The 25442-nt window shown below is 62.1% G+C and carries 21 protein-coding genes; 17 read left to right on the plus strand and 4 right to left on the minus strand.

The window, feature by feature from the left end:
* Nucleotides 1-4 precede the first annotated feature (4 nt).
* Genes murG through murB form a run of 3 tightly spaced genes read left to right on the plus strand, consistent with a single transcriptional unit; the run spans nucleotide 5 to nucleotide 3512 of the window.
* A complete protein-coding gene (murG, locus tag VH564_RS10610) occupies nucleotides 5-1129 on the plus strand; it encodes an undecaprenyldiphospho-muramoylpentapeptide beta-N-acetylglucosaminyltransferase (protein ID WP_423339786.1) in 1125 nt (374 codons plus the stop codon).
* Nucleotides 1126-2541, plus strand: coding sequence for a UDP-N-acetylmuramate--L-alanine ligase (murC, locus tag VH564_RS10615; protein WP_423339787.1), 1416 nt, complete (start codon nucleotides 1126-1128; stop codon nucleotides 2539-2541). Before murG ends, murC begins: the two co-directional genes overlap by 4 nt.
* Nucleotides 2538-3512, plus strand: coding sequence for a UDP-N-acetylmuramate dehydrogenase (gene murB / locus VH564_RS10620; protein ID WP_423339788.1), 975 nt, complete (start codon nucleotides 2538-2540; stop codon nucleotides 3510-3512). Before murC ends, murB begins: the two co-directional genes overlap by 4 nt.
* Before the next feature lie 439 nt (nucleotides 3513-3951).
* Here the strand turns inward: murB and VH564_RS10625 are convergent, their stop codons facing one another.
* Nucleotides 3952-5256 (minus strand): MFS transporter, encoded by a 1305-nt coding sequence (locus VH564_RS10625; RefSeq protein ID WP_423339789.1) that lies wholly within the window; start codon nucleotides 5254-5256, stop codon nucleotides 3952-3954.
* Between the two features lie 505 nt (nucleotides 5257-5761).
* Between VH564_RS10625 and VH564_RS10630 the strand changes: the two genes are divergently transcribed.
* The 8 genes from VH564_RS10630 to ligA all read left to right on the plus strand — a co-directional run bounded on the left by VH564_RS10630 (nucleotide 5762) and on the right by ligA (nucleotide 17293).
* The gene (locus tag VH564_RS10630; RefSeq protein ID WP_423339790.1) at nucleotides 5762-6688 is read left to right on the plus strand and encodes a D-alanine--D-alanine ligase; all 927 of its coding nucleotides are present in this window, start codon (nucleotides 5762-5764) and stop codon (nucleotides 6686-6688) included.
* Nucleotides 6676-7608, plus strand: a complete 933-nt coding sequence (locus tag VH564_RS10635) for a cell division protein FtsQ/DivIB (RefSeq protein ID WP_423339791.1) — start codon at nucleotides 6676-6678, stop codon at nucleotides 7606-7608. The genes VH564_RS10630 and VH564_RS10635 overlap by 13 nt, the downstream gene beginning before the upstream one ends.
* Nucleotides 7605-8936, plus strand: a complete 1332-nt coding sequence (ftsA, locus tag VH564_RS10640) for a cell division protein FtsA (protein ID WP_423339792.1) — start codon at nucleotides 7605-7607, stop codon at nucleotides 8934-8936. Before VH564_RS10635 ends, ftsA begins: the two co-directional genes overlap by 4 nt.
* 98 nt (nucleotides 8937-9034) lie before the next feature.
* Entirely contained in the window at nucleotides 9035-10777 is a 1743-nt protein-coding gene (gene ftsZ / locus VH564_RS10645; protein ID WP_423339793.1) for a cell division protein FtsZ, read from the plus strand.
* A gap of 297 nt (nucleotides 10778-11074) precedes the next feature.
* The gene (gene lpxC / locus VH564_RS10650) at nucleotides 11075-12031 is read left to right on the plus strand and encodes a UDP-3-O-acyl-N-acetylglucosamine deacetylase (RefSeq protein ID WP_423339794.1); all 957 of its coding nucleotides are present in this window, start codon (nucleotides 11075-11077) and stop codon (nucleotides 12029-12031) included.
* A 222-nt stretch (nucleotides 12032-12253) separates the two neighbouring features.
* Nucleotides 12254-13126, plus strand: coding sequence for an outer membrane protein assembly factor BamD (locus VH564_RS10655; protein WP_423339795.1), 873 nt, complete (start codon nucleotides 12254-12256; stop codon nucleotides 13124-13126).
* 13 nt (nucleotides 13127-13139) lie between these two features.
* The gene (gene recN, locus VH564_RS10660; protein ID WP_423339796.1) at nucleotides 13140-14813 is read left to right on the plus strand and encodes a DNA repair protein RecN; all 1674 of its coding nucleotides are present in this window, start codon (nucleotides 13140-13142) and stop codon (nucleotides 14811-14813) included.
* Between the two features lie 329 nt (nucleotides 14814-15142).
* On the plus strand, nucleotides 15143-17293 hold the full coding sequence (ligA, locus tag VH564_RS10665) for an NAD-dependent DNA ligase LigA (RefSeq protein WP_423339797.1): 2151 nt from the start codon (nucleotides 15143-15145) through the stop codon (nucleotides 17291-17293).
* 23 nt (nucleotides 17294-17316) lie between these two features.
* Here the strand turns inward: ligA and VH564_RS10670 are convergent, their stop codons facing one another.
* Nucleotides 17317-17847, minus strand: a complete 531-nt coding sequence (locus tag VH564_RS10670) for a GNAT family N-acetyltransferase (RefSeq protein WP_423339798.1) — start codon at nucleotides 17845-17847, stop codon at nucleotides 17317-17319.
* Between the two features lie 269 nt (nucleotides 17848-18116).
* On the opposite strand from VH564_RS10670, the gene VH564_RS10675 reads away from it, so the two are divergent.
* A complete protein-coding gene (locus tag VH564_RS10675) occupies nucleotides 18117-18707 on the plus strand; it encodes a 3'-5' exonuclease (protein WP_423339799.1) in 591 nt (196 codons plus the stop codon).
* A 64-nt stretch (nucleotides 18708-18771) separates the two neighbouring features.
* Nucleotides 18772-19260: a CreA family protein gene (locus tag VH564_RS10680; RefSeq protein WP_423339800.1), complete on the plus strand. Its 489-nt coding sequence runs from the start codon at nucleotides 18772-18774 to the stop codon at nucleotides 19258-19260.
* Between the two features lie 358 nt (nucleotides 19261-19618).
* Here VH564_RS10680 and VH564_RS10685 read toward each other — a convergent pair whose 3' ends face one another.
* On the minus strand, nucleotides 19619-20083 hold the full coding sequence (locus VH564_RS10685; RefSeq protein WP_423339801.1) for a chemotaxis protein CheW: 465 nt from the start codon (nucleotides 20081-20083) through the stop codon (nucleotides 19619-19621).
* Nucleotides 20084-20308: 225 nt separating this feature from the next.
* Here VH564_RS10685 and VH564_RS10690 point away from each other — a divergent pair, with 225 nt between their 5' ends.
* From VH564_RS10690 to VH564_RS10700, 3 genes are read left to right on the plus strand one after another with little or no spacing between them, the layout of a single operon-like run.
* Nucleotides 20309-20914, plus strand: coding sequence for an SCO family protein (locus VH564_RS10690; protein ID WP_423339802.1), 606 nt, complete (start codon nucleotides 20309-20311; stop codon nucleotides 20912-20914).
* Nucleotides 20915-20921: 7 nt separating this feature from the next.
* A complete protein-coding gene (locus VH564_RS10695) occupies nucleotides 20922-22049 on the plus strand; it encodes an FAD-dependent oxidoreductase (RefSeq protein ID WP_423339803.1) in 1128 nt (375 codons plus the stop codon).
* An 18-nt stretch (nucleotides 22050-22067) separates the two neighbouring features.
* On the plus strand, nucleotides 22068-22946 hold the full coding sequence (locus VH564_RS10700) for a 50S ribosomal protein L11 methyltransferase (RefSeq protein ID WP_423339804.1): 879 nt from the start codon (nucleotides 22068-22070) through the stop codon (nucleotides 22944-22946).
* Between the two features lie 193 nt (nucleotides 22947-23139).
* Here VH564_RS10700 and VH564_RS10705 read toward each other — a convergent pair whose 3' ends face one another.
* Complete coding sequence (locus VH564_RS10705) at nucleotides 23140-23304, minus strand: hypothetical protein (protein ID WP_423339805.1); 165 nt, start codon at nucleotides 23302-23304, stop codon at nucleotides 23140-23142.
* Between the two features lie 285 nt (nucleotides 23305-23589).
* On the opposite strand from VH564_RS10705, the gene VH564_RS10710 reads away from it, so the two are divergent.
* Nucleotides 23590-25425 (plus strand): aminopeptidase P family protein, encoded by a 1836-nt coding sequence (locus VH564_RS10710; protein WP_423339806.1) that lies wholly within the window; start codon nucleotides 23590-23592, stop codon nucleotides 25423-25425.
* Nucleotides 25426-25442 lie beyond the last annotated feature (17 nt).

Genomic DNA, 25442 nt, shown 5'->3' on the forward strand with positions numbered 1-25442 from the left:
TGCGATGAGCAAAGGTATCATTTTTCTCGCCGCCGGCGGCACCGGCGGCCATCTCTTTCCGGCCGAGGCGCTGGCCTACAAGCTGCGCGACCGTGGCTACTCAGTCCATCTCGTGACCGATAGCCGTGCCGAGCGCTATGCCGGCTCCTTTCCGGCAGACGAGATCCACGTGGTCCCCTCGGCGACCATCGGTTCCAAAAATCCCGTCAAGCTCGCCCGCTCGCTCTTGACGCTTTGGAGCGGGATGCGCGCCGCGCGCAAACTGATCCGCAATATCCGCCCGTCCTGCGTTGTCGGCTTTGGCGGCTACCCGACCATTCCGCCCCTGCTGGCCGCGACACGCATGGGCATCCCGTCCGTCATCCACGAACAGAACGCCGTCATGGGCCGCGCCAACAAGGCGCTCGCCGGGCGCGTGCAGGCGATTGCTGGCGGATTTCTTCCCGAAAACGGTGGCGCCTATCCCGAGAAGACGGTCACGACAGGCAATCCGGTGCGACCGGCGGTCCTCGAGGCGGCGAAGCGTCCCTATGTTCCCTCCGGTCCGGACGAGCCGTTCAACCTCGTCGTGTTCGGCGGCAGTCAGGGCGCGCAGTTCTTTTCCAAGGCGATCCCGACGGCCGTCAGCCTGCTGGAGGAGCCCTTGCGCAATCGGCTGCGGATCACGCAGCAGGTGCGGGTCGAGGACATGGCGACCGTCAACAATTGTGTCGTTCACCTGCAGATGGGAGCCGAGATCGCGCCGTTCTTCAATGACATGGCCGATCGGATCGGCGCGGCGCATCTGGTGATCTGCCGCTCCGGCGCTTCCACTGTCTCGGAGATCGCGGTCATCGGCCGTCCGGCCATCCTGGTGCCCTATCCCTACGCGCTCGATCACGACCAGGCGGCAAACGCTGCAGCCCTTGCCGCCAATGGCGGTGCCAAGGTCATTGCCCAGTCCGAACTGTCGGCCGAAAAACTGTCGGCAATCCTGCGCGGCTCGCTGAATTCGCCTGAGAAGCTCGCCAAGATGGCGGCTGCTGCGAAATTGACGGGTAAGCCCGATGCGGCAAACTTGCTCGCCGACCTGGTAGAGGCTATTGCCGACAAACGTTCAATTGCAGAATTCAAGGGGGCAGGCGCATGAAGCTGCCTAAGGCCATTGGCCTCGTACATTTCATCGGTATCGGCGGCATCGGCATGAGCGGCATTGCCGAGGTGCTGCACAATCTCGGCCACAAAGTTCAGGGCTCGGACCAGGCTGAGAGCGCCAATGTCCAGCGGTTGCGCGCCAAGGGCATCGAGGTCTTCGTCGGCCACAAGGCGGAAAATCTCGGCGAGGCCGAGGTGGTGGTCGTGTCGACGGCCATCAAAAAGAGCAACCCGGAACTCATCGCCGCCCGCGAAAAGCTGCTGCCGGTGGTTCGTCGCGCCGAAATGCTGGCCGAGCTGATGCGCTTCCGCAATGCCATCGCCATCGGCGGGACGCATGGCAAGACGACAACGACCTCCATGGTGGCAACGCTGCTGGAAGCCGGCGGGCTCGACCCGACCGTCATCAACGGCGGCATCATCAATGCCTACGGCACCAACGCCCGCATGGGTGAGGGCGAATGGATGGTCGTCGAGGCCGACGAATCGGACGGCACCTTCCTGAAACTGCCGGCCGATGTCGCCGTCATCACCAATATCGATCCCGAGCATCTCGATCACTACGGCACCTTTGACGCGGTTCGCAACGCCTTCCGGCAATTCGTTGAAAATGTGCCTTTTTACGGTTTCGGCGTGCTTTGCCTCGATCACCCGGAAGTCCAGACGCTGGTCGGTCGCATCGAGGATCGCAAGGTGATCACCTATGGTGAAAACCCGCAGGCCGACGTGCGGTTCATGAATGTCCGCATCGACGGGACCCGCTCGCTGTTCGATATCGAAATCCGTCGTCGGCGGACAGGCCAGGTCATTTCGATCAAGGACCTCGTGCTGCCGATGCCCGGTCGCCATAACATTGCCAATGCGACGGCGGCCATTGCGGTCGCCAATCGTTTGGGCATCTCCAGTGCCGATATCGCCAAAGGCCTCGCTGCATTCGGCGGCGTCAAGCGGCGCTTCACGCTGACGGGCGAATGGAATGGCGTACGGATCTTCGACGACTACGGTCATCATCCCGTCGAGATCAAGGCCGTGCTGAAGGCGGCGCGCGAATCCTGCTCCGGGCGCATCATTGCCGTCCACCAGCCGCACCGATTCTCGCGCCTGTCGAGCCTTTTCGAGGAATTCGCAGCCTGCTTCAACGATGCCGACAGCATCTTCCTGGCGCCCGTCTATTCCGCCGGCGAGGAACCGATCGAGGGGATCGATTCCGAAGCGCTTGTGTCGCGCATCAAGGCCGGCGGCCATCGCGACGCCCGCTACCTGCAATCGCCCGATCGTCTCGCTGGAATGGTCGCAGAGATTGCAAAGCCGGGCGATTTTGTGGTTTTGTTAGGGGCTGGCAGCATAACCTACTGGGCAGCAGCATTGCCGCAGGAATTGGAAAGCATTTCGGGTCAATCCGCATGAAACAGGTGAATGGTGAAAAGCTCCTCGCGTCTCTGGGCGAGGGCATCAAGGATATCCGTGGACGGCTGACGCCCGACGCGCCGATGGATCGCGTCACCTGGTTTCGCGCCGGCGGCCTGGCGGAACTGATGTTCCAGCCGCATGATGCCGACGACCTGGTCACCTTCCTGAAGATCCTGCCGGGGGATGTTCCGCTCACGGTCGTGGGCGTCGGCTCCAATATCCTGGTGCGCGACGGCGGCATACCCGGCGTGGTGCTGCGGCTTTCCGCCAAGGGTTTTGGTGGCGTGGAGCTGGTCGGCGAGAACAGGATCAAGGCTGGCGCCATCTGCCCCGACAAGCATGTCGCGGCGATGGCCATGGACCACGGCATTGGTGGCTTTCACTTTTTCTATGGCATACCCGGATCGATCGGCGGCGCAGCGCGCATGAATGCCGGCGCCAATGGTGTCGAGACCCGCGACCGGTTGGTCGAGGTGCACGCGGTCGACCGCAACGGCGACAGGCATGTGCTCACCAACGCCGAGATGGGCTATACCTATCGGCATTCCTCGGCGCCGAAGGACCTGATCTTTACCGACGTGGTGTTCGAGGGCTATGCCGAGGACAAGGCGAAAATCCGGGCCGACATGGACGCCGTCCGCAGTCACCGCGAGACGGTGCAGCCGGTTCGTGAAAAGACAGGCGGTTCGACCTTCAAGAACCCTCCTGGGCTTTCGGCCTGGGAAGTGATCGACGAGGCGGGCTGCCGTGGCCTGGTCATCGGCGGTGCGCAGATGTCGTCGCTGCATTGCAATTTCATGATCAACATGGGCCAGGCGACCGGCTATGACCTTGAATATCTCGGCGAGCAGGTGCGCCGCGAGGTGTTCGAGAAGTCGGGCGTCAAGCTCGAATGGGAAATCAAGCGCCTCGGCACCTTCATGGATGGCCGGGAGGTGCGCCCGTTTCAGGGTGTTACGGCGGAGTAGCGACAGCGGGGGCGTTCATGGCCTTGGTATACAATGAGCGTATAAAGCTTTCGGCGCAGGCAATCGATCGTTTGTCTACAGCCTGTGCTGCGGCAGGCTTCGTTGCGCCAGCCGTATCATTGTCTAATGGTGGAGCATTTCCCGCGCTGTCATGGCCGATCGTCATCTCAACGATCACTTGGCTTTTTATGGCTGTGATCCTACATTTGTGTGGAAGACACCTACTCGGGAGGTTGCAGCCATGAATTCAGCGACGTTTTTCTTCCTGTATATCTTGCCTGTGGTCATTGCCGGCAGTGTATGGGCGGCTGTTCTTATTACAGAGCCTCGCCAAGATACAAACAAGCGCCCGCCGACTGGGAATTAGGCTTTAATTCCTTCAACAAAAAAGGCCGCGAAACCTGAGTTTCGCGGCCTTTTTCGTTGAAGCTCGGCGTTGTCAGATTTCTTCGTTGCCCGACAAGAGGATGCAGACCAGCGTGATCAGGGCCGCGACTGCCATGTAGTAGCCGACATAGGCCAAGCCGTAGGTGCTGGCGAGCCAGGTGGCGATGTAGGGGGCCAGCGAGGCGCCGAAGATGCCGGCGAAGTTGAAGGTGATGGAAGCGCCGGTGTAACGCACGGCGGTCGGGAACGGCGCGGCGAGCGCCGTGCCGATCGGTCCGTAGGTCATGCCCATCAGGGCCATGCTGAGAGCAGCGAAGATGTAGATCTCGGTGATGCCGCCGGTCAGGAGCGTTGGCAGGAAGAACGAGAACAGGCCAATGCCGACAGTCGTTGCGACCAGCACCGTCCGGCGACCGAAGATATCCGACAGTTTGCCGGCGATCGGGCAGAATATGCCGAAGAACACCGAGGCAACGATCTGCACCAGCAGGGCATCGAGGAAGCTGATCTTCAGGACCTTGACGTTATAGGAGAGGAGATAGGCGGTGCCGATGTAGAATAGCACGAAGGTTGCCAGCGCCACGAAGGTGCCGAGTATCAGGCTGCGCTTGTGGTTCTTGAAAATCTCGACCACGGGAACGGCGACGCGTTCGTGCTTGGCGACAGCCTCGCTGAATTCCGCCGTCTCGGTAATCGACAGGCGGACCCACATGCCGATGCCGATGAGGACGATCGAGGCGATGAACGGGACGCGCCAGCCCCAGGTGATGAAGTCCTCCTGGGAGATGAAGTGCAGCAGCAGCCAGAAGACCGAGGATGACAGAAACAGGCCGACCGGTGCGCCAAGCTGCGGGAACATGCCGTACCAGGACCGCTTGCCTTCAGGGGCATTCTCAGTCGCCAGCAACACCGCGCCGCCCCACTCGCCACCGAGGCCAAAGCCCTGGCCGAACCGGCAGAGCGCCAGCAGCAGCGGTGCTGCGACGCCGATCGAGGCGTAAGACGGAAGAAAGCCGATAAGTACGGTCGAAACGCCCATGGTCATCAAGGCGGCGACAAGGGTCACCTTGCGGCCGATGCGGTCACCGAAATGGCCGAAGACGATGGCGCCGATTGGCCGTGCGAAGAAGGCTATCGAGAAGGTAGCGAAGGACTGGAGCACCGCCGAGGTCGGGTCGCTGCTCGGGAAGAACAGCGTCGGGAACACCAGGACAGCAGCTGTCGCATAGACATAGAAGTCGAAGAATTCGATCGTGGTACCGATCAGGCTCGCCAGCAGGACGCGCGCGGGCGAATTCAAGGCAGTCTTGTTTTGCGACGAGGGAGCCGGCGATAGCGGCGATATCGCTTGTGTCATGTTCTAACCAATCCGGAATGCTAAGTTCAACTTAACGGCCCATAACGCAATTTAAGGTCCGCGCAAACGCAAAAGTGGCAATTTTCCGGCCGAAATCGTTGGTGCGCCGCACAAAAATGTCGCGTCTGGTTTGTTTGCATGGCCGCGGTGCTTTCCGCGATAAGCGCGGGGAGAAACCGATCTGCATTTTTGTCGAAGGCCGGCACCGGCGCCATCGGCCCCAAGCCCCGGATGAGCTGAACGCGGGCAGTCTCATTTCCGGAAAATTGATAAGTCGCTCTTGCCACAGGCTTAAACCTCTGATTCCAAGAGGGGAAATCGGGTGCTTCGATTTGATTCTTTTGTGCTGGAGAGGCCGAAAGATGCAGGAGGTTAACGAAAGTAAACGCTTCGTTAACTATAATCGGGCTCTAATGGGGCTGTAACGAAGCGGGTGGAGTCGCCCGGTAAAAGCTTCGGGCAAGCGTCCCGGCCTAGGGACTGATGTTTTCTTTGGGGTGTATTGATGAGCCAGAAGCATGTTGCCGTCCTGTTCGGCGGTTTTTCCTCGGAGCGGCCGGTGAGCCTTTCCTCGGGGAAGGCATGCGCTGCAGCTCTAGAAGGGCAGGGCTACAAGGTTTCGCTCGTCGACGTCGAGCGCGACATCTCCGCCCGTCTGGCTGAGCTTGCCCCCGATGTCGTCTTCAATGCGCTGCATGGGCCATTCGGCGAAGACGGGACCATTCAGGGCGTCCTCGAATATCTGCAAATTCCTTATACACACTCCGGCGTTGCCGCCTCGGCGTTGGCGATGGACAAGGCGCGCGCCAAGCTGGTCGCCAGGGACGCGGGCGTTCCTGTGGCCGAATCGCTTGTCATGAACCGCTTCGCGTTCGGGTCCGAACATCCGATGCCGGCGCCCTATGTCGTCAAGCCGGTCCGCGAAGGGTCGAGCTTCGGTGTGGTCATCGTTCAGGAGGGTCAGGCGCATCCGCCGCAGGTTATCACGTCGTCGGAATGGCGCTACGGCGATGAGGTTCTGGTGGAGCGTTACATCGGCGGCCGCGAGTTCACCTGTGGCGTCATGGGCGATGTCGCGCTCGGGGTCACCGAGATCGTGCCGCAGGGTCACAGCTTCTATGATTATGACTCGAAATACGCCGCCGGGGGATCGAAGCACGTAATTCCGGCGGAAATTTCACCAAATATTTACCAAAAAATACAAAGATTAGCGTTAACGGCGCATCAAGCAATCGGCTGCCGCGGGGTCACACGATCAGATTTCCGCTACGACGAGCGCTTTTCCGAAGATGGTGAGCTTATCTGGCTGGAGATCAACACGCAGCCCGGAATGACCCCGACTTCACTTGTGCCGGAAATGGCCGGCCACGCCGGCTACTCGTTTGGCGAATTTCTCCGGTGGATGGTGGAGGACGCGTCATGTTTGCGCTGACGGTCAAGAGGATGAAGCATTCGCGCCACCGCGCTCCGGTGGTGACGGATTTGCCGGAGGACCTGTTCGTCCTGCCGCGGCCGCTCCGCCGCGCCGTGCGTTTCTTGGTGAGTCTCGGTTCAGGGCGCATCTATGTGCCGGCGCACCTCGGTACTGTCTCGGCGCTGGCATTCTTTGCGGCGACCGGTCTCTACGGCATGTCGCTCGGTGGTCACACCCAGACGGTTGCCCAGGCGACGACCGCTGCTGCCGGCTTTGCCATCGAAGATGTCAAGGTTTCCGGCAATGATCAGACCTCGGAAATCGAGATCCTGCAGCTGCTCGGCCTCGATGGCACAACCTCGCTCGTGGCGCTCGATGTCGATGCTGCCCGCCAGAAGATTGCCAGCCTGCCATGGGTCGAGAACGTCGAGGTCCGCAAGGTTTACCCGAAGACGATCGAAGTGAAGCTCAAGGAAAAGGCCGCTTACGGCATCTGGCAGCATGGAGCCGAACTGTCTCTGATCGAGCAGAACGGCACCGTGATCGCGCCGCTTCGCGACAACAAGTTTGCGACCCTGCCGTTGTTCGTCGGCCGCGATGCGGAAACGGCCGCGACCTCGGTTGGTGACATGTTTGCCGCCTGGCCGGATCTTCGCAGCCACGTCAAGGCGTTCGTGCGCGTCGCCGGTCGCCGCTGGGATCTCTATCTCGACAGCGGCATCGTCATCAAGCTGCCGGAAGACGGCCTCTCGCAGGCGCTGGCCAAGCTCGCGAAGCTCGACAAGGAGCAAAATCTGCTGGCGCGCGACATCGCCGCTGTCGATCTTCGATTGGAAGATCGCACGACGGTCGAGTTGACGCCGGATGCAATGGTGCGTCGCCAGGCGGCGCTGGATTTGAGAACCAAGGCTCTGAAAAAGGCGGGACAAGACACATGAGCTTATTCGGTTCGTCCCATTTCGGTCTGCCGCGTCTGAAGCCGCTTTCGTCGAAGCGGTCGCATATCGTTTCGGTGCTGGACATCGGCTCGACCAAGATCGTCTGCATGATCGGGCGGCTGACGCCGCGCGAGGAGACGCAGGTACTTCCCGGCCGCACGCATAACGTAGAGGTCATCGGTATAGGTCATCAGCGCTCGCGCGGCATCAAGACCGGCGTCATCGCCGATCTCGACGCGGTCGAAGGCGTCATTCGTCTCGCCGTCGACGCTGCGGAGCGCATGGCTGGCCTGACGGTCGAAAGCCTGATCGTGAACGTCTCGGCCGGGCGCCTCGGCAGCGACATCTATACCGCCACCATCGATCTCGGCGGCCAGGAAGTCGAAGCCAACGATTTGAAGAAGGTTCTGACGGCCGCCTGCCAGCAGTCGCTGCGCCAGGACCGTGCCATCCTGCACTCGCTGGCAACCGGTTATTCGCTCGACGGCGAGCGCGGCGTGCGCGATCCGCTGTCGATGTTCGGCGATGCGCTCGGTGTCGACATGCATGTGGTAACGGCCGAACGCTCGGCGTTGCGCAACCTCGAGCTCAGCGTCAACCGCGCCCATCTCTCGGTCGAGGGCATGGTGGCGACGCCTTATGCCAGCGGTCTTGCGGCTCTGGTCGACGACGAGGTCGAACTCGGCTGCGCCGCCATCGACATGGGCGGCGGTACGACAACGATCTCGGTTTTCGCCGAAGGCAAGCTGGTGCACACGGATGCCGTCAGCATCGGCGGCCATCACGTCACCACCGATCTGGCCCGCGGCCTGTCGACGCGCATCGAGGATGCGGAACGGCTGAAGGTCGTGCACGCCTCGGCGCTGCCCAATCCGGGCGACGACCGCGAAATGATTTCCATCCCGCCGATCGGCGAAGATGACCGCGACCAGCCGACCCAGGTGCCGCGTGCGCTGGTGTCGCGCATCGTCAGCGCCCGTATCGAGGAAACGCTGGAGCTGATCCGCGACCGCATCCAGCGCTCGGGCTTCAGCCCGATCGTCGGCAAGCGCGTCGTTCTGACCGGCGGTGCCAGCCAGCTGACCGGCCTGCCTGAGGTGGCCCGGCATATCCTGGCGCGCAACGTTCGCATCGGCCGCCCGATGGGCGTCTCCGGCCTGCCGACGGCAGCCAAGGGACCGGCCTTTTCGACGGCAGTGGGCCTGATGATCTACCCGCAGGTGGCGGATCTTGAAACCCACATGGGCGGCAGCGGACTGCTTTCGTCGCTCGGCGGCAACAACAGCCGCATTGCCCGGGTAGGGCAGTGGCTGAAGGAAAGTTTTTGAATTTCCGGGCCGGGCGGCAGCGCCTTCCGGCACGGGTGAGCACATTGAGTGAATTGGCTGGCGTGGCGACGCGGTCATAGACAAGAAGGAACGGTACCATGACGATCAAGCTGCAGAAGCCAGACATCACCGAGCTCAAGCCCCGCATCACCGTGTTCGGTGTTGGTGGCGGTGGCGGCAATGCCGTCAACAACATGATCACGGCCGGCCTCCAGGGCGTCGACTTCGTGGTTGCCAACACGGACGCCCAGGCGCTGACCATGACGAAGGCTGAGCGGATCATCCAGCTCGGCGTCAACGTCACGGAAGGTCTCGGCGCCGGCTCGCAGCCGGAAGTCGGTCGCGCTGCCGCTGAAGAGTGCATCGACGAGATCGTCGACCACCTGCAGGGCACGCATATGTGCTTCGTCACCGCCGGCATGGGCGGCGGCACCGGCACCGGTGCTGCTCCCGTCGTCGCCCAGGCCGCCCGCAACAAGGGCATCCTGACCGTTGGCGTCGTCACCAAGCCGTTCCACTTCGAAGGCGGTCGCCGCATGCGTCTGGCCGAAATGGGCATCCAGGAACTGCAGAAGTCGGTCGACACGCTGATCGTCATCCCGAACCAGAACCTGTTCCGCATCGCCAACGACAAGACGACCTTCGCCGATGCGTTCGCCATGGCCGACCAGGTTCTCTACTCGGGCGTTGCCTGCATCACCGACCTGATGGTCAAGGAAGGCCTCATCAACCTCGACTTCGCCGACGTTCGCTCCGTCATGCGCGAAATGGGCCGTGCGATGATGGGCACCGGCGAAGCATCCGGCAACGGCCGCGCCATGCAGGCCGCCGAAGCTGCGATCGCCAACCCGCTGCTCGACGAAACCTCGATGAAGGGCGCGCAGGGCCTGCTGATCTCGATCACCGGCGGTCGCGACCTGACGCTGTTCGAAGTCGACGAAGCCGCGACCCGCATCCGCGAGGAAGTCGATCCGGACGCCAACATCATCCTCGGCGCGACCTTCGACGAATCGCTTGAGGGCATCATCCGCGTCTCCGTCGTGGCCACCGGCATCGACCGCGCGATGAACATGGCGGCCGAACGCAACATGGAGCTGCGCTCCATGCCGAAGCCGATTGTCCGTCCTTCCGCGGCCGTTGCTCCGGCACCGGCCGCTGCTCAGCCTGCCTTTGTCGCGCAGGCACCGAAGGCCGCCGATCCGATCGCCCAGACCATTCGCATGGCTGAAGCAGACATGGAACGCGAGCTGGAAATGCTCTCCGCCCGTCAGCCGGCCCCGGCTCAGCAGCCGGTCGCCCATCAGCCGGTCGTGCAGGAAGAAACCTTCCGTCCGCAGAGCCGTCTGTTTGCCGCGGCCCCTGAGGCAGCCCCCGTCCTGCGCCAGCCGGCAGCGGCTCCGCAGCCGGCTCCGGTGATGCAGCAGCCTGTCATGCAGGCTCCGCAGCCGGCACCGATGCGCCAGGAGCCGACAATCCGTCAGGCGCCTGAGCCGGTCCGCATGCCGAAGGTCGAGGACTTCTCGCCGGTCGTCAAAGCCGAGATGGACCATCGCGCCCAGCCGCATCCGGTTGCCCCGGAAGAGCGTGGTCCGATGGGCCTGCTGAAGCGAATCACCAATTCGCTCGGCCGCCGCGACGAGGACGATGTCTCCGCCGACATGACGGCGCCGGCTCCGACGGCTGCTTCCCAGCAGCGTCGTCCGCTGTCGGCCGAAGCCAGCCTCTACGCACCGCGTCGTGGCCAACTCGACGATCACGGCCGTCAGCAGCCGCAGGCGCGGGTCAGCAATGAGGACGACCAGCTCGAAATCCCTGCCTTCCTTCGTCGGCAGTCTAACTAAGCGAACAGGCTAGCAGCCATTGGCACCCGGCGTGAATCTTCGCGCCGGGTACTTTTTTTTGGAGGCCGGACTCTTCCCAATTCCCCATTCATTTCAGTGACCTGATTCCGTTACACAGCGAAAGAAACAGTGATTTGGAATGGTGCGGCGTGGCGCGTATGTAGGTGCCATGAGACGCATGTAATCGAATCTGCAGACGGATAGCATTTCGATTTCATGCACTAATTGACCGGGCAGACACATAACCAGCCTCTACTTGGATGTGCGTTAGGTACCGTAAGATAAGGCAGAACGTAAATGGCAATTGGATTGCTGGGCTTTCAGACGACTATTGCAGCCCCCCTGACACTGTCCGGAATCGGCGTTCACTCGGGCGCCAACGTGTCGATCACGTTCCTGCCCGCCGAGGCCGATACCGGCGTCGTCTTCCAGCGCATGCACGACAATGGTGATGTGACCGAGCTCCGCGCCGTGTCCTCGCAGGTCGGCAACACCGATCTCTGCACCGTTCTCGGTTTTTCCGCCGCCCGTTCGGTAGCGACCGTCGAGCACGTCATGGCTGCGATCTATGCCATGGGTCTCGACAACGTGCTGATCGAAGTGAATGGCGCCGAAATGCCGATCATGGACGGCAGCTCCTATCCTTTCGTCGAAGCCTTCGAGCAGACCGGCATCGTGCCGCTCGGCGTCAAGCGCCGCTACATCCGCATCGTCAAGCCCGTGCGTATCGAATCCGGTGGCTCCTGGTGCGAATTCCGCCCCTATGACGGCACGCGCTTCGAAGTCGAGATCGACTTCGATTGCCCGCTGATCGGTCGCCAGAAGTGGGAAGGCGACATGAACGCCAAGACGTTCAAGGCCGAACTTTCGCGGGCCCGCACCTTCGGCTTCATGAGCGATGTCGAACGCCTCTGGGCATCCGGCCACGCGCTCGGCTCTTCGCTCGAGAATTCGGTCGTGATTTCCGACGACAACACCGTCATCAACGTCGAAGGCCTGCGCTATGCCAAGGACGAGTTCGTGCGCCACAAGACGCTCGATGCCGTCGGCGACCTGGCGCTGGCCGGGACGCAGTTCATTGGCTGCTACCGCTCCTATCGCGGTGGCCACAAGATGAATGCCAATGCCCTGAAGGCGTTGCTCAACGACACCTCGGCCTACGAAGTTGTCGAGACGTCGGCACCGCGCCGCAAGCCGGCCGCGCGTGACTTTGTCACCGTCAACGCCCCCGAATTTGCGCCTTGGTCCGCATGACCTCCAGATAATGTTTTGACCAAGGCGGCCGCCTCCGAAAGGGGGCGGCTTTTTCTTGGGGTGAACCAAACGGGCAGGTGAGGGAAGTGCTTTTATATCGCTTGCGCGCCACAAAAATGCATTAATGGTTCATCATTGCGTTGCCCTGACGACGCTTTTGTGGATAGAAACGCGGGCCGGTAGCACTCGTTTTTTGTCTTGGCGGTAATTGGGATTTTCCGAATGGGTTTTGCAGGATCTGAAAGCATGAAGATTACAGCGCGGGCTCTGCTCGTCACGCTTCTCCTCGCAGGGACCAGCGCGTTCGTTTCCGGTTGCCAGTCCGACAAGGACATCGACATCACCAAGCTCGGCGTCGATCTCGATCCGCCGGAGCAGCTGTACAATCAGGGGCTTGCCAACATCAAGGCGGGCAACATGGGCGAGGCCGGCAAGAAATTCGATGCCATCACCCGCCAGGAGCCGTTTTCCGACTGGGGCCGCAAGGCCCTGGTTATGAGCACCTTCGTCAAGTATCGCACCGCCAACTACGACGATGCCGTGACCACCGGCAACACCTACATGAAACAATACCCGCGCTCGGACGATGCCGCCTATGTGCAGTATCTGATCGGCGCGTCCTACGCCAAGCAGATCGTCAGCGTCACCCAGGATCAGCGCGCTTCGCAGCAGACCATCGAGGCGATGCAGAAGGTGGTCGACAACTATCCGAAGTCCGAATATGTCGACGACGCGCAGACGAAGATCCGTTTCGCGAAGGATCAGCTCGCCGGCAAGGAAATGCAGATCGGGCGCTATTATCTGGAGCGCAAGGATTATCTGGCCGCCATCTCGCGCTTCCGGGTCGTCGTCGAAAACTATCCGACAACAAACCAGATCGAGGAAGCGCTGGCGCGTCTCGTCGAAGCCTATTATGCGATGGGTATCGTCGAGGAAGCGCAGACAGCCGCCGCCGTGCTCGGTCACAATTACCCGGACAGCCAGTGGTACGCAGACTCCTTCAAGCTGCTGAAGAGCGGCGGTGTCGAGCCCCGCGAAAATGGCGGATCGTGGATTGCGCGCGCCGGCAAGAAGCTTGTTCTTGGCAGCAGTTGAGATTTAAGAAGAGATGCTTGTCCAGCTTTCGATCCGCGATATCGTCCTGATCGAACGGCTGGACCTTGCCTTTGAAAAGGGCCTGTCTGTCCTGACCGGAGAGACAGGCGCCGGCAAATCGATCCTGCTCGACAGCCTGTCGCTGGCCATGGGCGGCCGTGGTGACGGCGGGCTTGTGCGTCATGGCGAGGAACGCGGCCAGATCACTGCCGTCTTCGACGTCGCCATGGACCACGGTGCCCGCAAGCTGCTCCGCGAAAACGGCATCGACGACGATGGCGACCTCATTTTCCGCCGCACCCAATCCGCCGACGGCCGCACCAAGGCCTATGTCAACGACCAGCCGCTCAGCGTCCAGCTGATGCGCCAGGCCGGACAGCTGCTGGTCGAGATCCACGGCCAGCACGACGACCGCGCGCTGGTCGACACCAATGCCCACCGCACGCTGCTCGATGCCTTTGCCGGTCTCACCGAAGAGGTTCAGACTGTCTCCGGCCTCTACCGCATCTGGCGAGACAGCGAGCGGGCGCTCAAGAGGCACCGCGAGAAGATCGAGGCTGCCGCCCGCGAGGCCGATTACCTGCGCGCTTCTGTGGAGGAACTGGAAGCCCTGTCACCGCAGGATGGGGAAGAGGACGATCTCGCCGAACGGCGCTCGAAGATGATGAAGGCCGAGCGAATCGCCGGCGATATTTCGGAAGCCTCCGAATTCCTGAACGGCAATGCCTCGCCGGTGCCGCATATCGCTTCGCTGGTGCGCCGTCTCGAGCGCAAGAGCCAGGAGGCGCCCGGCCTGCTGGAAGATACCGTGGCGCTGCTGGATGCGGCCCTCGACCAGCTGTCGAACGCCCAGATGGAAGTCGAGACGGCACTGCGCAAGACGGAATACGATCCGCGCGAGCTGGAGCGCGTCGAGGAGCGGCTGTTTGCGCTGCGCGGCGCGGCACGCAAATATTCGGTGCCGGTCACCGGTTTGCCGGACCTTGCCGAAAAGATGATGGCCGATCTGGCCGAGGTCGATGCCGGCGAGGAGAAGCTCGCCAAGCTCGATGCCGAGCTGACGGTTGCAAAGGGCCATTTCGACGCGGCGTCAGGCCAGCTGTCGGCCAAGCGCCACAACGCGGCGTCAGCGCTCAGCGACGCCGTCATGGCGGAACTGCCGGCTCTGAAGCTCGAGCGGGCCCGCTTCATGGTCGAAATCACCAGCGACACGGGGACGGCCACGGCCGAGGGCATCGATGTCGTTGAATTCCATGTCCAGACCAATCCTGGGACCCGTCCTGGACCGATCATGAAGGTTGCCTCCGGCGGCGAGCTGTCGCGATTCCTGCTGGCGCTGAAGGTGGCGCTGGCCGACCGGGGCTCGGCACCGACGCTGGTCTTCGACGAAATCGACACTGGCGTCGGCGGTGCCGTGGCCGATGCCATCGGCCAGCGGCTGAAGCGGCTGTCGGAGAAGGTGCAGGTTCTGTCCGTCACCCACGCGCCGCAGGTGGCAGCACGGGCGGCGACGCACCTTTTGATCTCCAAGGGGCCGTCAGCCGACGGTTCGGAAAAGATTGCGACGCGAGTGGCGACCATGGCGCCGGAGGACCGGACCGAAGAAATCGCCCGCATGCTGGCCGGCGCATCGATCACGGATGAGGCGAGGGCGGCCGCTGCCCGGCTGATATCAGGAAACGGCTGAGCGCTGCTGTCGCAGGGCATCAGACTGCGGACAAAGGTAATATCAGGTCACTCGGGACATTGAGCCGGTTGGCAAACTCCGCTCATCCTCACCCTTGTTGCGGAGATCCGGTCTACTCAAGTCGTTGAGCTGAAAGCGTCTTTGACCCGGCAGACGTCGTGTCGCTGGATCTCCGCAACAAGGGTGAGAATGAGGGAGAGTAGGGTATCGCTCTCGTCAAACAAGCTTCTTCAGGGTTTGTCAGCAGTCTGAGTGCTGCTGTCGCAGTGCATCTTTCCATCGCGTGAAATTGCTCTAAAAAGATCCGCAGAATCTGTGGAGTGATATCGATGCCGAGCGAAGTTTTATCCGTCGAGGACCTGACCGAGGCCGATGCAGCCGCTGAGCTGGAGCGGCTGGCACAAGCGATCGCCCATCACGACGCGCTGTATCATGGCAAGGACGCGCCGGAGATTTCTGATGCCGACTACGATGCGCTGAAGCGGCGCAACGATGCCATCGAGGCGCGCTTTCCGGCGCTGGTGCGCATGGACAGTCCGTCGCGGCATGTGGGGGCTGCCCCGTCCGAAACCTTCGCCCAGATCACCCATGCCCGGCCGATGCTGTCGCTCGACAACACGTTTTCGCAAGAGGACGTGCAGGATTTCGTGGCCGGTATCTACCGCTTCCTCGGACGTCTGCCGGACCAGTCGATCGCCTTCACCGCCGAGCCGAAGATCGACGGGCTGTCGATGTCTATCCGCTACGAGAATCGCCGGATGGTCAGTGCCGCGACGCGCGGCGACGGGACGACCGGCGAGAACGTCACGGCCAATATCCGCACCATCAAGGAAATTCCAAATACGCTGCCGGAGGACGCGCCAGATATCGTCGAGGTGCGCGGCGAGGTCTATATGGCCAAGAGCGACTTCCTGGCACTGAACGCCCAGATGGAGGCGGAGGGCAAGCAGACCTATGTGAACCCGCGCAACACGGCTGCAGGCTCGCTCCGCCAGCTCGACGCCAAGGTGACGGCAAGCCGCAAGCTGCGCTTCTTCGCCTATGCCTGGGGCGAGATGTCTGAGATGCCGGCCGATACGCAATTCGGCATGGTCGAGACCTTCGGGCGCTGGGGCTTTCCGGTCAATCCGCTGATGAAGCGGCTGGAATCGGTCGCCGATATCCTCAGCCACTACGACGAGATCGGCCTCAAACGTGCCGACCTCGACTACGATATCGACGGCGTCGTCTACAAGGTCGACGAACTGGCCCTGCAGGCCCGGCTCGGGTTTCGCTCGCGCTCGCCCCGCTGGGCAACTGCGCACAAGTTTCCGGCCGAGCAGGCGTTCACGCGGCTGACGGCCATCGACATCCAGGTCGGCCGGACCGGGGCGCTGACGCCTGTGGCGCGGCTCGAGCCGATCACCGTCGGCGGCGTCGTCGTCACCAACGCGACGCTGCACAACGAGGACTATATCAAGGGTATCGGCAATGGCGGCGAGATGTTGCGCGAGGGGCGGGACATCCGGATCAACGATATCGTCATCGTCCAGCGGGCAGGCGACGTGATCCCGCAGATCGTCGACGTGGTGCTGGAGAAGCGGGATGCGTCGAGCGTTCCTTACGAGTTTCCGAAGGTCTGCCCTGTCTGCGGCAGCCACGCGGTGCGGGAACTCAACGAGAAGACCGGCAAGCTCGATTCCGTCACCCGGTGCACCGGCGGCTTTGCCTGCCAGGCGCAGGCCAAGGAGCACCTCAAGCATTTCGTCTCGCGCAATGCCTATGACATCGAGGGGCTCGGTGCCAAGCAGATCGATTTCTTCTTCGAAAGCGACGACCCCGCGCTGCAGATCCGCACGGCGCCCGACATCTTCACGCTGGAGGAACGCCAGAAGGCATCGCTTACCAAGCTCGAGAACATCGACGGCTTCGGCAAGGTCAGCGTCGGCAAGCTCTATGCCGCCATCAACGGGCGCCGCGAGATCGCCCTGCAGCGTTTCATCTACGCGCTCGGCATCCGCCATGTCGGCGAGACCAATGCCAAGCTGCTGGCGCGCTCCTACTGCACCTACGAGGCCTTCGGCGAGGCGATGCGCGAGGCGGCGCCACTCTCCGGCGACGCCTGGAACGATCTCAACGCCATCGAGGGCATTGGCGAGGTGGTGGCCCGCGCCATCGTCGAGTTCTACAAGGAGCCGCGCAACAGCGAGGTGATCGCCCGCCTGCTGAGGGAAGTCCGCCCGCAGGCTGCCGAACAGCCGAGGGCGTCCAACAGCCCGGTCGCTGGCAAGACTGTCGTCTTCACCGGAACCTTGGAAAAGATGACACGCGACGAGGCCAAGGCCACCGCCGAAAGCCTCGGTGCCAAGGTGTCCGGCTCGGTCTCCAAGAAGACCGACATCGTCGTCGCCGGCCCCGGCGCCGGCTCCAAGCTCGACAAGGCCAGCGAACTCGGAGTCCAGACGATGGACGAGGACGAATGGCTGGCGCTGATCGGGTGAGGGGACGAGCCCCTCGTCCCTCCTCAACCGCGCAGGCGCGCCATCGACAGGGCGTCGATATAAGAGCCATTGCGGAAGGCGAAATCCTTGCACCGGCCTTCCTCGACAAATCCGAATCGGCGGTAGAGCGCGATGGCCACATCGTTGTCGGTATATACCGTCAGTTCCAGGCGGCGGATATTCAGCCAGTTGTCGGCCATGTCGGTCAGGGCAGCCAGAAGCGCACTGCCAATACGTCGGCCGGTAAACGCATCATGCACCCCCATGCCGATGCCGGCGACGTGCTGCCTTCGCCCCTCGAGCCGGCGCAGTCCGGCGTTTCCAACGATATTTCCCTCAAGCACGGCAACCAGATTTGGTGAGTTGGACTGGGCTTTTGACAGCCAGCGCCGTGTATCTTCTATCGTCTGATAGGGAAGACGCAGCGTTCCGGCGCGGTAGCCGGGAAGGTTGGCGATCGCGGCGATGCCCTCGGCATCACCGACCTCTGCGGCACGGATACACAGGCCGGCGGGCGGCGTTTTTGTGGGGTCTTGTTTCTCGATATCGTTCACGGTTCTCTCCATTTGAAAAGAGGAGAGCCGGTTCCCAAACCCTGCTCGCCTCGGGCAGGGTTGTCGGGACAATCGGTCGGGTTCTAGCCCGGCAACGCATCCCCACACCCTGGGTGGGTGGTGGTGGTGATGTGAAGCATGGTGATTTTGAGCGAACCGATCATGCGGAAAGTTTTCGACATCCGCCGGCGAATGTCAATGATACTGTCAAATTGATTCAGAGGTTGAGCCCCGCTACAAGCGGGCATCGGACGAATCGGAACCACCCCTTGAAAACCATCGCCATCGACTTTGAAACGGCCAACGAGCAGCGCGGCAGTGCCTGTTCGGTCGGGCTCGCGTGGATCGAGGACGGGCGGGTGAGCCGGGTCGAGGAGCGGCTCATCCGGCCGAAGGAGATGCGCTTTTCCGGCTTCAACATCGCCATCCACGGCATCCGGCCGGAGCATGTCGAGGATGCACCGTCCTTTCCGGAAGTGATGGAAGAGTTCCAGGACGATTTTCGCGGCGCGACGATGATCGCCCACAATGCCTCCTTCGATTTCAGCGTCTGGCGGGCGAGCCTCGATCATTACCGCCAGTCCTATCCGGAGCTCTCCTATCTCTGCAGCCTGAAGATGGCGCAGCGGATCTGGCCGCAGCTGCTCTCGCACCGGCTGAATGTCATCGCCGAGCATCTGGCCCTGCGTTTCAAGCACCACAATGCCGCCGAAGACGCCGCCATCTGCGCGTCGGCGGCCATCGAGATGGCAAGGGCTGTCAAGGCTATCGACGTCGGCGGCATCCCAGCTGCGATCGGCATGAAGATTGGCCGCCTGACGTCTCGCGGCTACGAGCCCTGCACCTGCCGCAAGCGCTGACCTCTCTCCTTGCAAAGCTGCGCCTGAGACTTATCTTCGGCGACGGAACAACAGGGAGTTTTCCATGCGCCGCTTTGCTCTTGCCGCCGTTTCCGTTTTCACGCTCATCGCCGGCTCGGCATCGGCCGAGGTCGTCGGCAAGGTCGGCGTCGACTGGACGGGCAACGACATTCTCGTCGATGCCGTCGCCGATCCGGAAGTGACCGGCGTCACCTGCCATGTCACCTATTTCGACCGGGGCGTCATCGACCGGTTGCGCAAGGGCAAGTGGTTCGAAGACCCGTCCAACAATTCGATTGCCTGCCGCCAGACCGGGCCGATCCAGGTCGGCGACATTAATCTCTCGCAGGGCGGCGAGGAGGTCTACAAGTCGGGCATGTCGCTCATTTGGAAGAAGCTCGTCGTCAACCGCATCTATGACAAGAAGAACGACACGCTGATCTATCTCGCCCATAGCCGCGAACTGACGGACGGCTCGGCCAAGATGTCGATCTCGACCATCCCGCTTTATGGCCAGCAGGTGACGTGGACGAAGGGCAAGCCAGCTCCGTGAGTCCTTGGGAAAACGGTATTGGTCTCGGCCTTAGCTAAGGACCGGCCGCAATCCGCACGTCATCCTCGGCCTTGTGCCGAGGATCTGCAGGTCGACGAAAAGGGATTGGGATAGATCCTCGGGTCAAGCCCGAGGATGACGGGACGTGAGATTGCCAAGGCGCCCGGCTGCGCAGGCGCGTGGCCGACAACAGTCAGCCGCCGTCATCCTCGGCCTTGTGCTGAGGATCTGCAGGTCGACGAAAGGGAGCGGGATAGTTCCTCGGGTCAAGCCCGAGGATGACGATCGGCGGGGAAGCGACGATCGGTGCGCCAGAGACGATCGGTGCGCATGATTCGCGTCGCGCCAGATGACTGGCTCAGGCGGCCTGGGCCAGTTCGTCGGCGATGACGGTGTCGAGGTTGAGGAAGCAGACCATGGTCTTTTCCAGAGCGACGATGCCGCGGCAGAAGGCGCGCTGGGCTTCCGGGATGATTTCCGGGGCCGGCTGCAGGTCTTCGCTCTTGATGGTCATCATGTCCGACACCTGCTCGACAAGCAGGCCGACCAGCTTGCCGGCGATGTCGGTGACGATGATGGCGGAGCGCTCGGACGGCTCGGTCATCTTCATGCCGAGGCGGCAGGACATGTCGATGACGGGAATGACGGCGCCACGCAGGTTGATCAGGCCGAGGACATAGCTCGGCGTATGCGGCATCGGGGTGACTGGCGCCCAGCCGCGGATTTCGCGGATCGCCATGATGTCGATGCAGAACTCTTGATCGGCGAGGTGGAAGGAGACGATTTCCAGGTAAGCACCCGATTGTTTGATGGCGTTCGACATGTGCGTTCTTTCCAGAGCGACGGATGTGATTCGTGGCATTAAGCCTTTGCCGAGGATGTTGACCGATAGATATTACGAACAGCTTAACATTGCTTAAGTCTATTACCCCTCCCTAATTCAATATTTCATACTTGAAGTTGAATTGCGGCATTCCGTACCAAACGGTATGACGCGGACTGTCAAGGCGAGCATCTCGTGCGCGGCGGATCGGCATCGGAGACTGGTATGAAGAAATTGCGGATTGCTGTTTGGGTTCTGGTCGTGCTGATGGCCGCCTTCCTCGGCGCCGGCTCCTTCTATTTCACCAGATCTCCGGAAACGGCGAACTCCGGCGGTCCGTTCGGCGTGCCGTTCACCCTGGTGGCGCAGGATGGCAAGCCGATCACCGAGCAGGCGTTTCGCGGCCGTCCGTCGGCGGTGTTCTTCGGATACACCCATTGCCCCGATGTATGCCCGACAACGCTGTTCGAGATGGATGGCTGGCTGAAGAAGGTCGATCCGGACGGCTCCAGGCTTGGCGCCTATTTTGTCACCGTCGATCCCGAGCGCGACACGCCTGCTATCATGAATGAGTATGTTTCCAACGTCTCCAAGCGGATCACCGGGATTTCGGGCCCAGTCGACAAGGTTACTGACATGGTGCACGGTTTCCGCGTCTATGCGGTCAAGGTGCCGGCCGACGACAAGGATCCCGGCGGCGACTACACCATGGATCATTCCGCCTCGGTCTATCTGCTCGACGGGCAGGGACGTTTTGCCGGGACCATCTCCTACCAGGAGGACCCGGCAACGGCGGTGAAGAAGCTGGAGAACCTGATCAAGAAGGGATAGGGGCGCCATGGCCGGGGGAAGCAGGGACATTCTTGTCGTCGGTGCCGGGCCGGTCGGTCTGGCAGTAGCGCTGGAGTTGGCGCGGCGCGGATTTTCGCCGCGGCTGGTCGATGATGGCGAAGGGCCGACGCCGCTCGCGGAAAGCCGTGCCCTCGGGATCAATGCGCGCACGCTGACGCTTCTGTCGCCGTCTGGTGTGGCGGATCGGATCCTGGCTGAGGCGCAGGACATCGCCCACTTCCGGGTGCGCTCACGAACCCGACTGCTGGCCGAGGTCGACACCCATGTCATCAAGGGCCGCTTTTCCGCGATCCGCGGACTGTCGCAGGGTGCCACCGAGCGGATTCTCCTGTCGGCACTTGCAGGCTATGGCATCGTGCCGGAGTGGCAGACGCGCGTTTCAGTGACGGCGCCGGATGCGATCCGGCCCGGTGTGCGGCTGCGTCACCACGACGGCACTGAGCAGGCCCTCTCCGTCGACATCCTCATTGGCGCCGACGGAGCCCATTCGGCAGTGCGCAAGGCGATCGGCCTCGGCTTTCCGGGCCAGGCGCTCGAGGCGCATTTCTATCTCGCCGATTTCCGCTATGGGCAGCCGGTCGATTCGCATTTCGCCGAGATCAGCCTTTACGATCCCGGCATGATCGGGCGGCTTCCGGTTTCAGCGGATACGTTGCGCTTCATATCGACGCTGCCGGATTTCGAGCGTCGGATCGTGCATCCGGACGCCATTCTCGCAAAGACCTGGTCGTCGCAGTTCCAGATCCATTTCCGCCATGTTGCTGCGATGTCGAAGGGCAATGTCTTTCTCGCGGGCGATGCCGCCCATATCCATTCGCCGGCCGGGGCGCGCGGCATGAACCTCGGCATCGAGGACGCCTGCTGGCTCGCCCACCTCATTTCCGAGGGCCGCGAACGGGATTATTCGGACCTGCGCATGCCCGCCGTCCGGCAGGTGCTGAAGCAGACCCGTCGCTTGACGCGCCTGGTCACGATGCAGCAGCCGCTGGCAACAGCGGTGCGGGACCGGTTGGTGCCACTGCTTTTTCGGGTTCCGGCCGTCCGCCGCTTGCTTTTGCGCAGCATCGCGGGGTACGACACGGCAAAGCCGCCGTGGATCAGCGGGGCCTTCTGACGATGAGAGACCAAAGCGTTGAATGAGATTCGCCTTTACGTGACGACGACCGAGCGCGACGCCGAGCGGATCCTCGACCTGATGACGCCTGTCTTCGAGGACGAGGAACTGCCGATCGCAACGTCCGAGATCGACGAGAAGAAAGACATCTGGGAAGCCTCCATCTATCTCTACGCCGAGCAGGAAGAGGATGTCCGGCCGCGCTTCGAGGCGCTGTTGGCCGAAGCCTATCCGGGCCTTGCGATCGACAAGGAGATCATTCCCGACGTCGACTGGATCGCCCGGTCGCTGGATGGCCTGAAACCCGTCCATGCCGGTCGCTTCGTCGTGCATGGATCGCATGACCGTGACAAGATTCGTGCCAGCGAGATCGCCATCGAGATCGACGCCGGCCAGGCCTTCGGCACCGGCCATCATGGCACCACCGCAGGCTGCCTGGAAACCATCGAAACGGTCGTGCGCAGCCGCCGCGTCCGCAACGCACTTGACCTCGGCACCGGCAGCGGCGTCCTTGCCATCGCCGTGCGCAAATTGAAGAACATTCCGGTGCTGGCCACCGACATCGATCCCATTGCCGTGAGGGTCGCCCGCGAAAACGTCGTACGCAACGGCATTGTGTCGGGAATCAGCCTCGAGACCGCTCCGGGCTTTCATTCGACGGCTTTTTCGCGGCATGGCCCCTTCGACCTGATCATCGCCAACATTCTGGCGCGCCCGCTGATCCGCATGGCGCCGCAGTTGGCCAATCATCTGGCGCCGGGCGGCTCCGTCATTCTGTCTGGCATCCTGGCCGCACAACGCTGGAAAGTGATTGCAGCCTATAACGGCGCACGCCTGCGCCATGTGCGCACCATCTGGCGCAATGGCTGGGTCACGATTCACCTCGATCGGCCATAGCTGTCAAACCGAATCCGGGCTTTTCACCAAGTCATTGATTTCACAAAAAATGCAAAAGGCGACACCAGGGGTGCCGCCTTGCAGATCAGTATTACCTGATCATTGTGCCCGCGAGCCGAGGGGAGGAGTTGCTCAAGCGGACTAAGCGCATTCGTCGCGGACCGGCCGGGAGGAGAAGCCGGATCGAGCGATCTTAGAATGCGTAGCTGGTGTTGATGTTGCGAACGTCGCCACGGCTGACGCCGATGATCCGCGATGCTTCAGTCTCGACCGAGCGCAGGGCGCCGATAACGTGACGGACGGTCCGGCGTTCGCCAGCCTGCATCGGGCTGCTGTATGCGAAACGGGGAGTTGCCATAGTCGTATTCCTTTTCGGTGGGTCCGTTTGAACCCTTTTGATGAACCTCTTATAAACTATCCCGCACTGCAGCACAGATTTAATGTCGAATGGGAGCTATGCATTAATGATATGGGTATTGTCGTGATTGAGTCATAATGCGGATTTTTTGCCCACGAATTAGGCGCAGTCGTTAATTGCCGTTAATGGTCATTAATAAGACGCCCTGGCTCGCAATAGGAGCAAATTGCGCTAACATGCAGCCATGACCCAAGGCGGATTCGCCTTTCAGCATTCGGATATCTCATGTTCCAGTCTTTTGAAGTCACCTCCACACCGCAATTCGGCCACGAACGGGTGATGGCCCTGCGGGCGGCGTTCGACGCGCTCGCGATCGATGCATTTTTGGTGCCTCGGGCCGATGAGTTCCAGGGCGAATATGTGCCTGCCTACGCGGAGCGGCTGGCCTGGCTCAGCGGTTTCACGGGGTCGGCCGGCATTGCGCTGGTAACGCGGTCACAGGCGATCGTCTTCGTCGACGGTCGCTATACGACGCAGCTTCTCGACCAGGTCGACACATCGGTGTTTTCCGGCGGCGATCTTGTCGGCGAGCCGCCGCATCAGTGGCTTGGCAAGCATGGTCCCAAGGGCATGCGGCTGGGTATCGATCCGTGGCTGCACAGCGGGGCGGAAGTACGCAGGCTGGAAAAGGCGCTTGCCGAGATCGGCGGCGCGCTGGTGCTCTTGCCGCACAACCCGCTCGACCGCCTGTGGACTGACCGTCCGGAGGCGCCGCTCGGTGCGGTGACGATCCAGACCGTGGCCCAGGCCGGTGTCCTTGCCAGCGAAAAGATTGGCGCCATCGCCACGCATCTCGTGGAGAAAAACTGCGCAGCACTGCTGGTGACGGATCCCTCGTCCATTGCCTGGATCTTCAATATCCGTGGCAACGACGTGCCGCACACCCCGCATCCACTTGCCCGCGCGATCATCCACGCCGGCGGAAGGGCGGAGCTGTTTCTCGACAACCGCAAGACCGATATCGAGGCGGAAGCCTATCTGGCGCAGCTCTGCACGCAACTGTCGCCGGCCGATCTTGCCGACAGGCTGGCCGCAGTCTCCGCTAATGGCGCGCGCGTCATGGTCGACCCCGACCTCGCATCGCAGGCGCTGACGGACATCATTCGCAATGCCGGTGGCGAGGTCGTCGAGGGTAGCGACCCCGCCAAGCTGCCGCGCGCGCGGAAGAACCAGGCCGAGCTCAACGGCTCGGCGGCGGCGCACCTTCAGGATGGCGCGGCGATGGTGGCCTTCCTGCATTGGCTCGAGACCCGCAAGCCTGCGACCGTCTCGGAGATTGCGGCGGCCGAGCGGCTGGAGGCGATCCGCGCTGAGGTCGGACAGGCGATGCAGAACCCGTTGAAGGACCTTTCCTTCGATACGATCTCGGGGGCGGGTGAGCATGGCGCCATCATCCATTACCGCGTCACCACCGAGAGCGACCGGCTGCTGCAGGCGGGCGAACTCTACCTGATCGATTCCGGTGCGCAGTACATCAACGGTACCACCGACATCACCCGCACCGTTGCCATCGGTGCCGTGCCCGAAGAGCAGCGGCGGTTCTTCACGCTGGTTCTGAAGGGAATGATCGCCATCAGCATGGCCCGCTTCCCGGTCGGGACCCGTGGCTGCGATCTCGACCCCTTGGCCCGCATCGCCCTGTGGAATGCCGGGGCTGACTACGCCCACGGCACCGGCCACGGCGTCGGCTCGTTCCTGTCGGTGCATGAAGGGCCACAGCGTATTTCACGGATGTCGATGCAGGAGCTGCTGCCCGGCATGATCCTCTCCAACGAGCCAGGCTACTATCGCCCGGGCTCGTTCGGCATTCGTATCGAGAATCTCGTCTATGTTCGCGACGCCGAGCCCGTCGACGGCGGAGACCTCGATATGCTCGGCTTCGAGACGCTGACCTTTTGCCCGATCGATCGCAGCCTGATCATTGCCGAGCTTCTGACCCATGACGAGCTGCATTGGCTAAACGATTATCATCTGCGCACCCGCGAGGCGTTGATGCCGTTGATCCACGACGCCGAGGTGCGCGCCTGGCTTGAGAATGCGACGCTGCCGCTCGTCCATTGAGCGGCATTGTTTCCTGC

This window comes from Rhizobium sp. HT1-10, assembly GCF_049472505.1.
Classification (GTDB): domain Bacteria; phylum Pseudomonadota; class Alphaproteobacteria; order Rhizobiales; family Rhizobiaceae; genus Rhizobium.

Excerpts from the sequence above, each read along its gene's own strand:
- murG (WP_423339786.1), top strand. The coding sequence starts at position 5 with ATGAGCAAAGGTATCATTTTTCTCGCCGCCGGCGGCACCGGCGGCCAT.
- murC (WP_423339787.1), top strand. The coding sequence starts at position 1,126 with ATGAAGCTGCCTAAGGCCATTGGCCTCGTACATTTCATCGGTATCGGC.
- murB (WP_423339788.1), top strand. The coding sequence starts at position 2,538 with ATGAAACAGGTGAATGGTGAAAAGCTCCTCGCGTCTCTGGGCGAGGGC.
- VH564_RS10625 (WP_423339789.1), bottom strand. The coding sequence starts at position 5,256 with ATGACACAAGCGATATCGCCGCTATCGCCGGCTCCCTCGTCGCAAAAC.
- VH564_RS10630 (WP_423339790.1), top strand. The coding sequence starts at position 5,762 with ATGAGCCAGAAGCATGTTGCCGTCCTGTTCGGCGGTTTTTCCTCGGAG.
- VH564_RS10635 (WP_423339791.1), top strand. The coding sequence starts at position 6,676 with ATGTTTGCGCTGACGGTCAAGAGGATGAAGCATTCGCGCCACCGCGCT.
- ftsA (WP_423339792.1), top strand. The coding sequence starts at position 7,605 with ATGAGCTTATTCGGTTCGTCCCATTTCGGTCTGCCGCGTCTGAAGCCG.
- ftsZ (WP_423339793.1), top strand. The coding sequence starts at position 9,035 with ATGACGATCAAGCTGCAGAAGCCAGACATCACCGAGCTCAAGCCCCGC.
- lpxC (WP_423339794.1), top strand. The coding sequence starts at position 11,075 with ATGGCAATTGGATTGCTGGGCTTTCAGACGACTATTGCAGCCCCCCTG.
- VH564_RS10655 (WP_423339795.1), top strand. The coding sequence starts at position 12,254 with ATGGGTTTTGCAGGATCTGAAAGCATGAAGATTACAGCGCGGGCTCTG.
- recN (WP_423339796.1), top strand. The coding sequence starts at position 13,140 with ATGCTTGTCCAGCTTTCGATCCGCGATATCGTCCTGATCGAACGGCTG.
- ligA (WP_423339797.1), top strand. The coding sequence starts at position 15,143 with ATGCCGAGCGAAGTTTTATCCGTCGAGGACCTGACCGAGGCCGATGCA.
- VH564_RS10680 (WP_423339800.1), top strand. The coding sequence starts at position 18,772 with ATGCGCCGCTTTGCTCTTGCCGCCGTTTCCGTTTTCACGCTCATCGCC.
- VH564_RS10685 (WP_423339801.1), bottom strand. The coding sequence starts at position 20,083 with ATGTCGAACGCCATCAAACAATCGGGTGCTTACCTGGAAATCGTCTCC.
- VH564_RS10690 (WP_423339802.1), top strand. The coding sequence starts at position 20,309 with ATGAAGAAATTGCGGATTGCTGTTTGGGTTCTGGTCGTGCTGATGGCC.
- VH564_RS10695 (WP_423339803.1), top strand. The coding sequence starts at position 20,922 with ATGGCCGGGGGAAGCAGGGACATTCTTGTCGTCGGTGCCGGGCCGGTC.
- VH564_RS10705 (WP_423339805.1), bottom strand. The coding sequence starts at position 23,304 with ATGGCAACTCCCCGTTTCGCATACAGCAGCCCGATGCAGGCTGGCGAA.
- VH564_RS10710 (WP_423339806.1), top strand. The coding sequence starts at position 23,590 with ATGTTCCAGTCTTTTGAAGTCACCTCCACACCGCAATTCGGCCACGAA.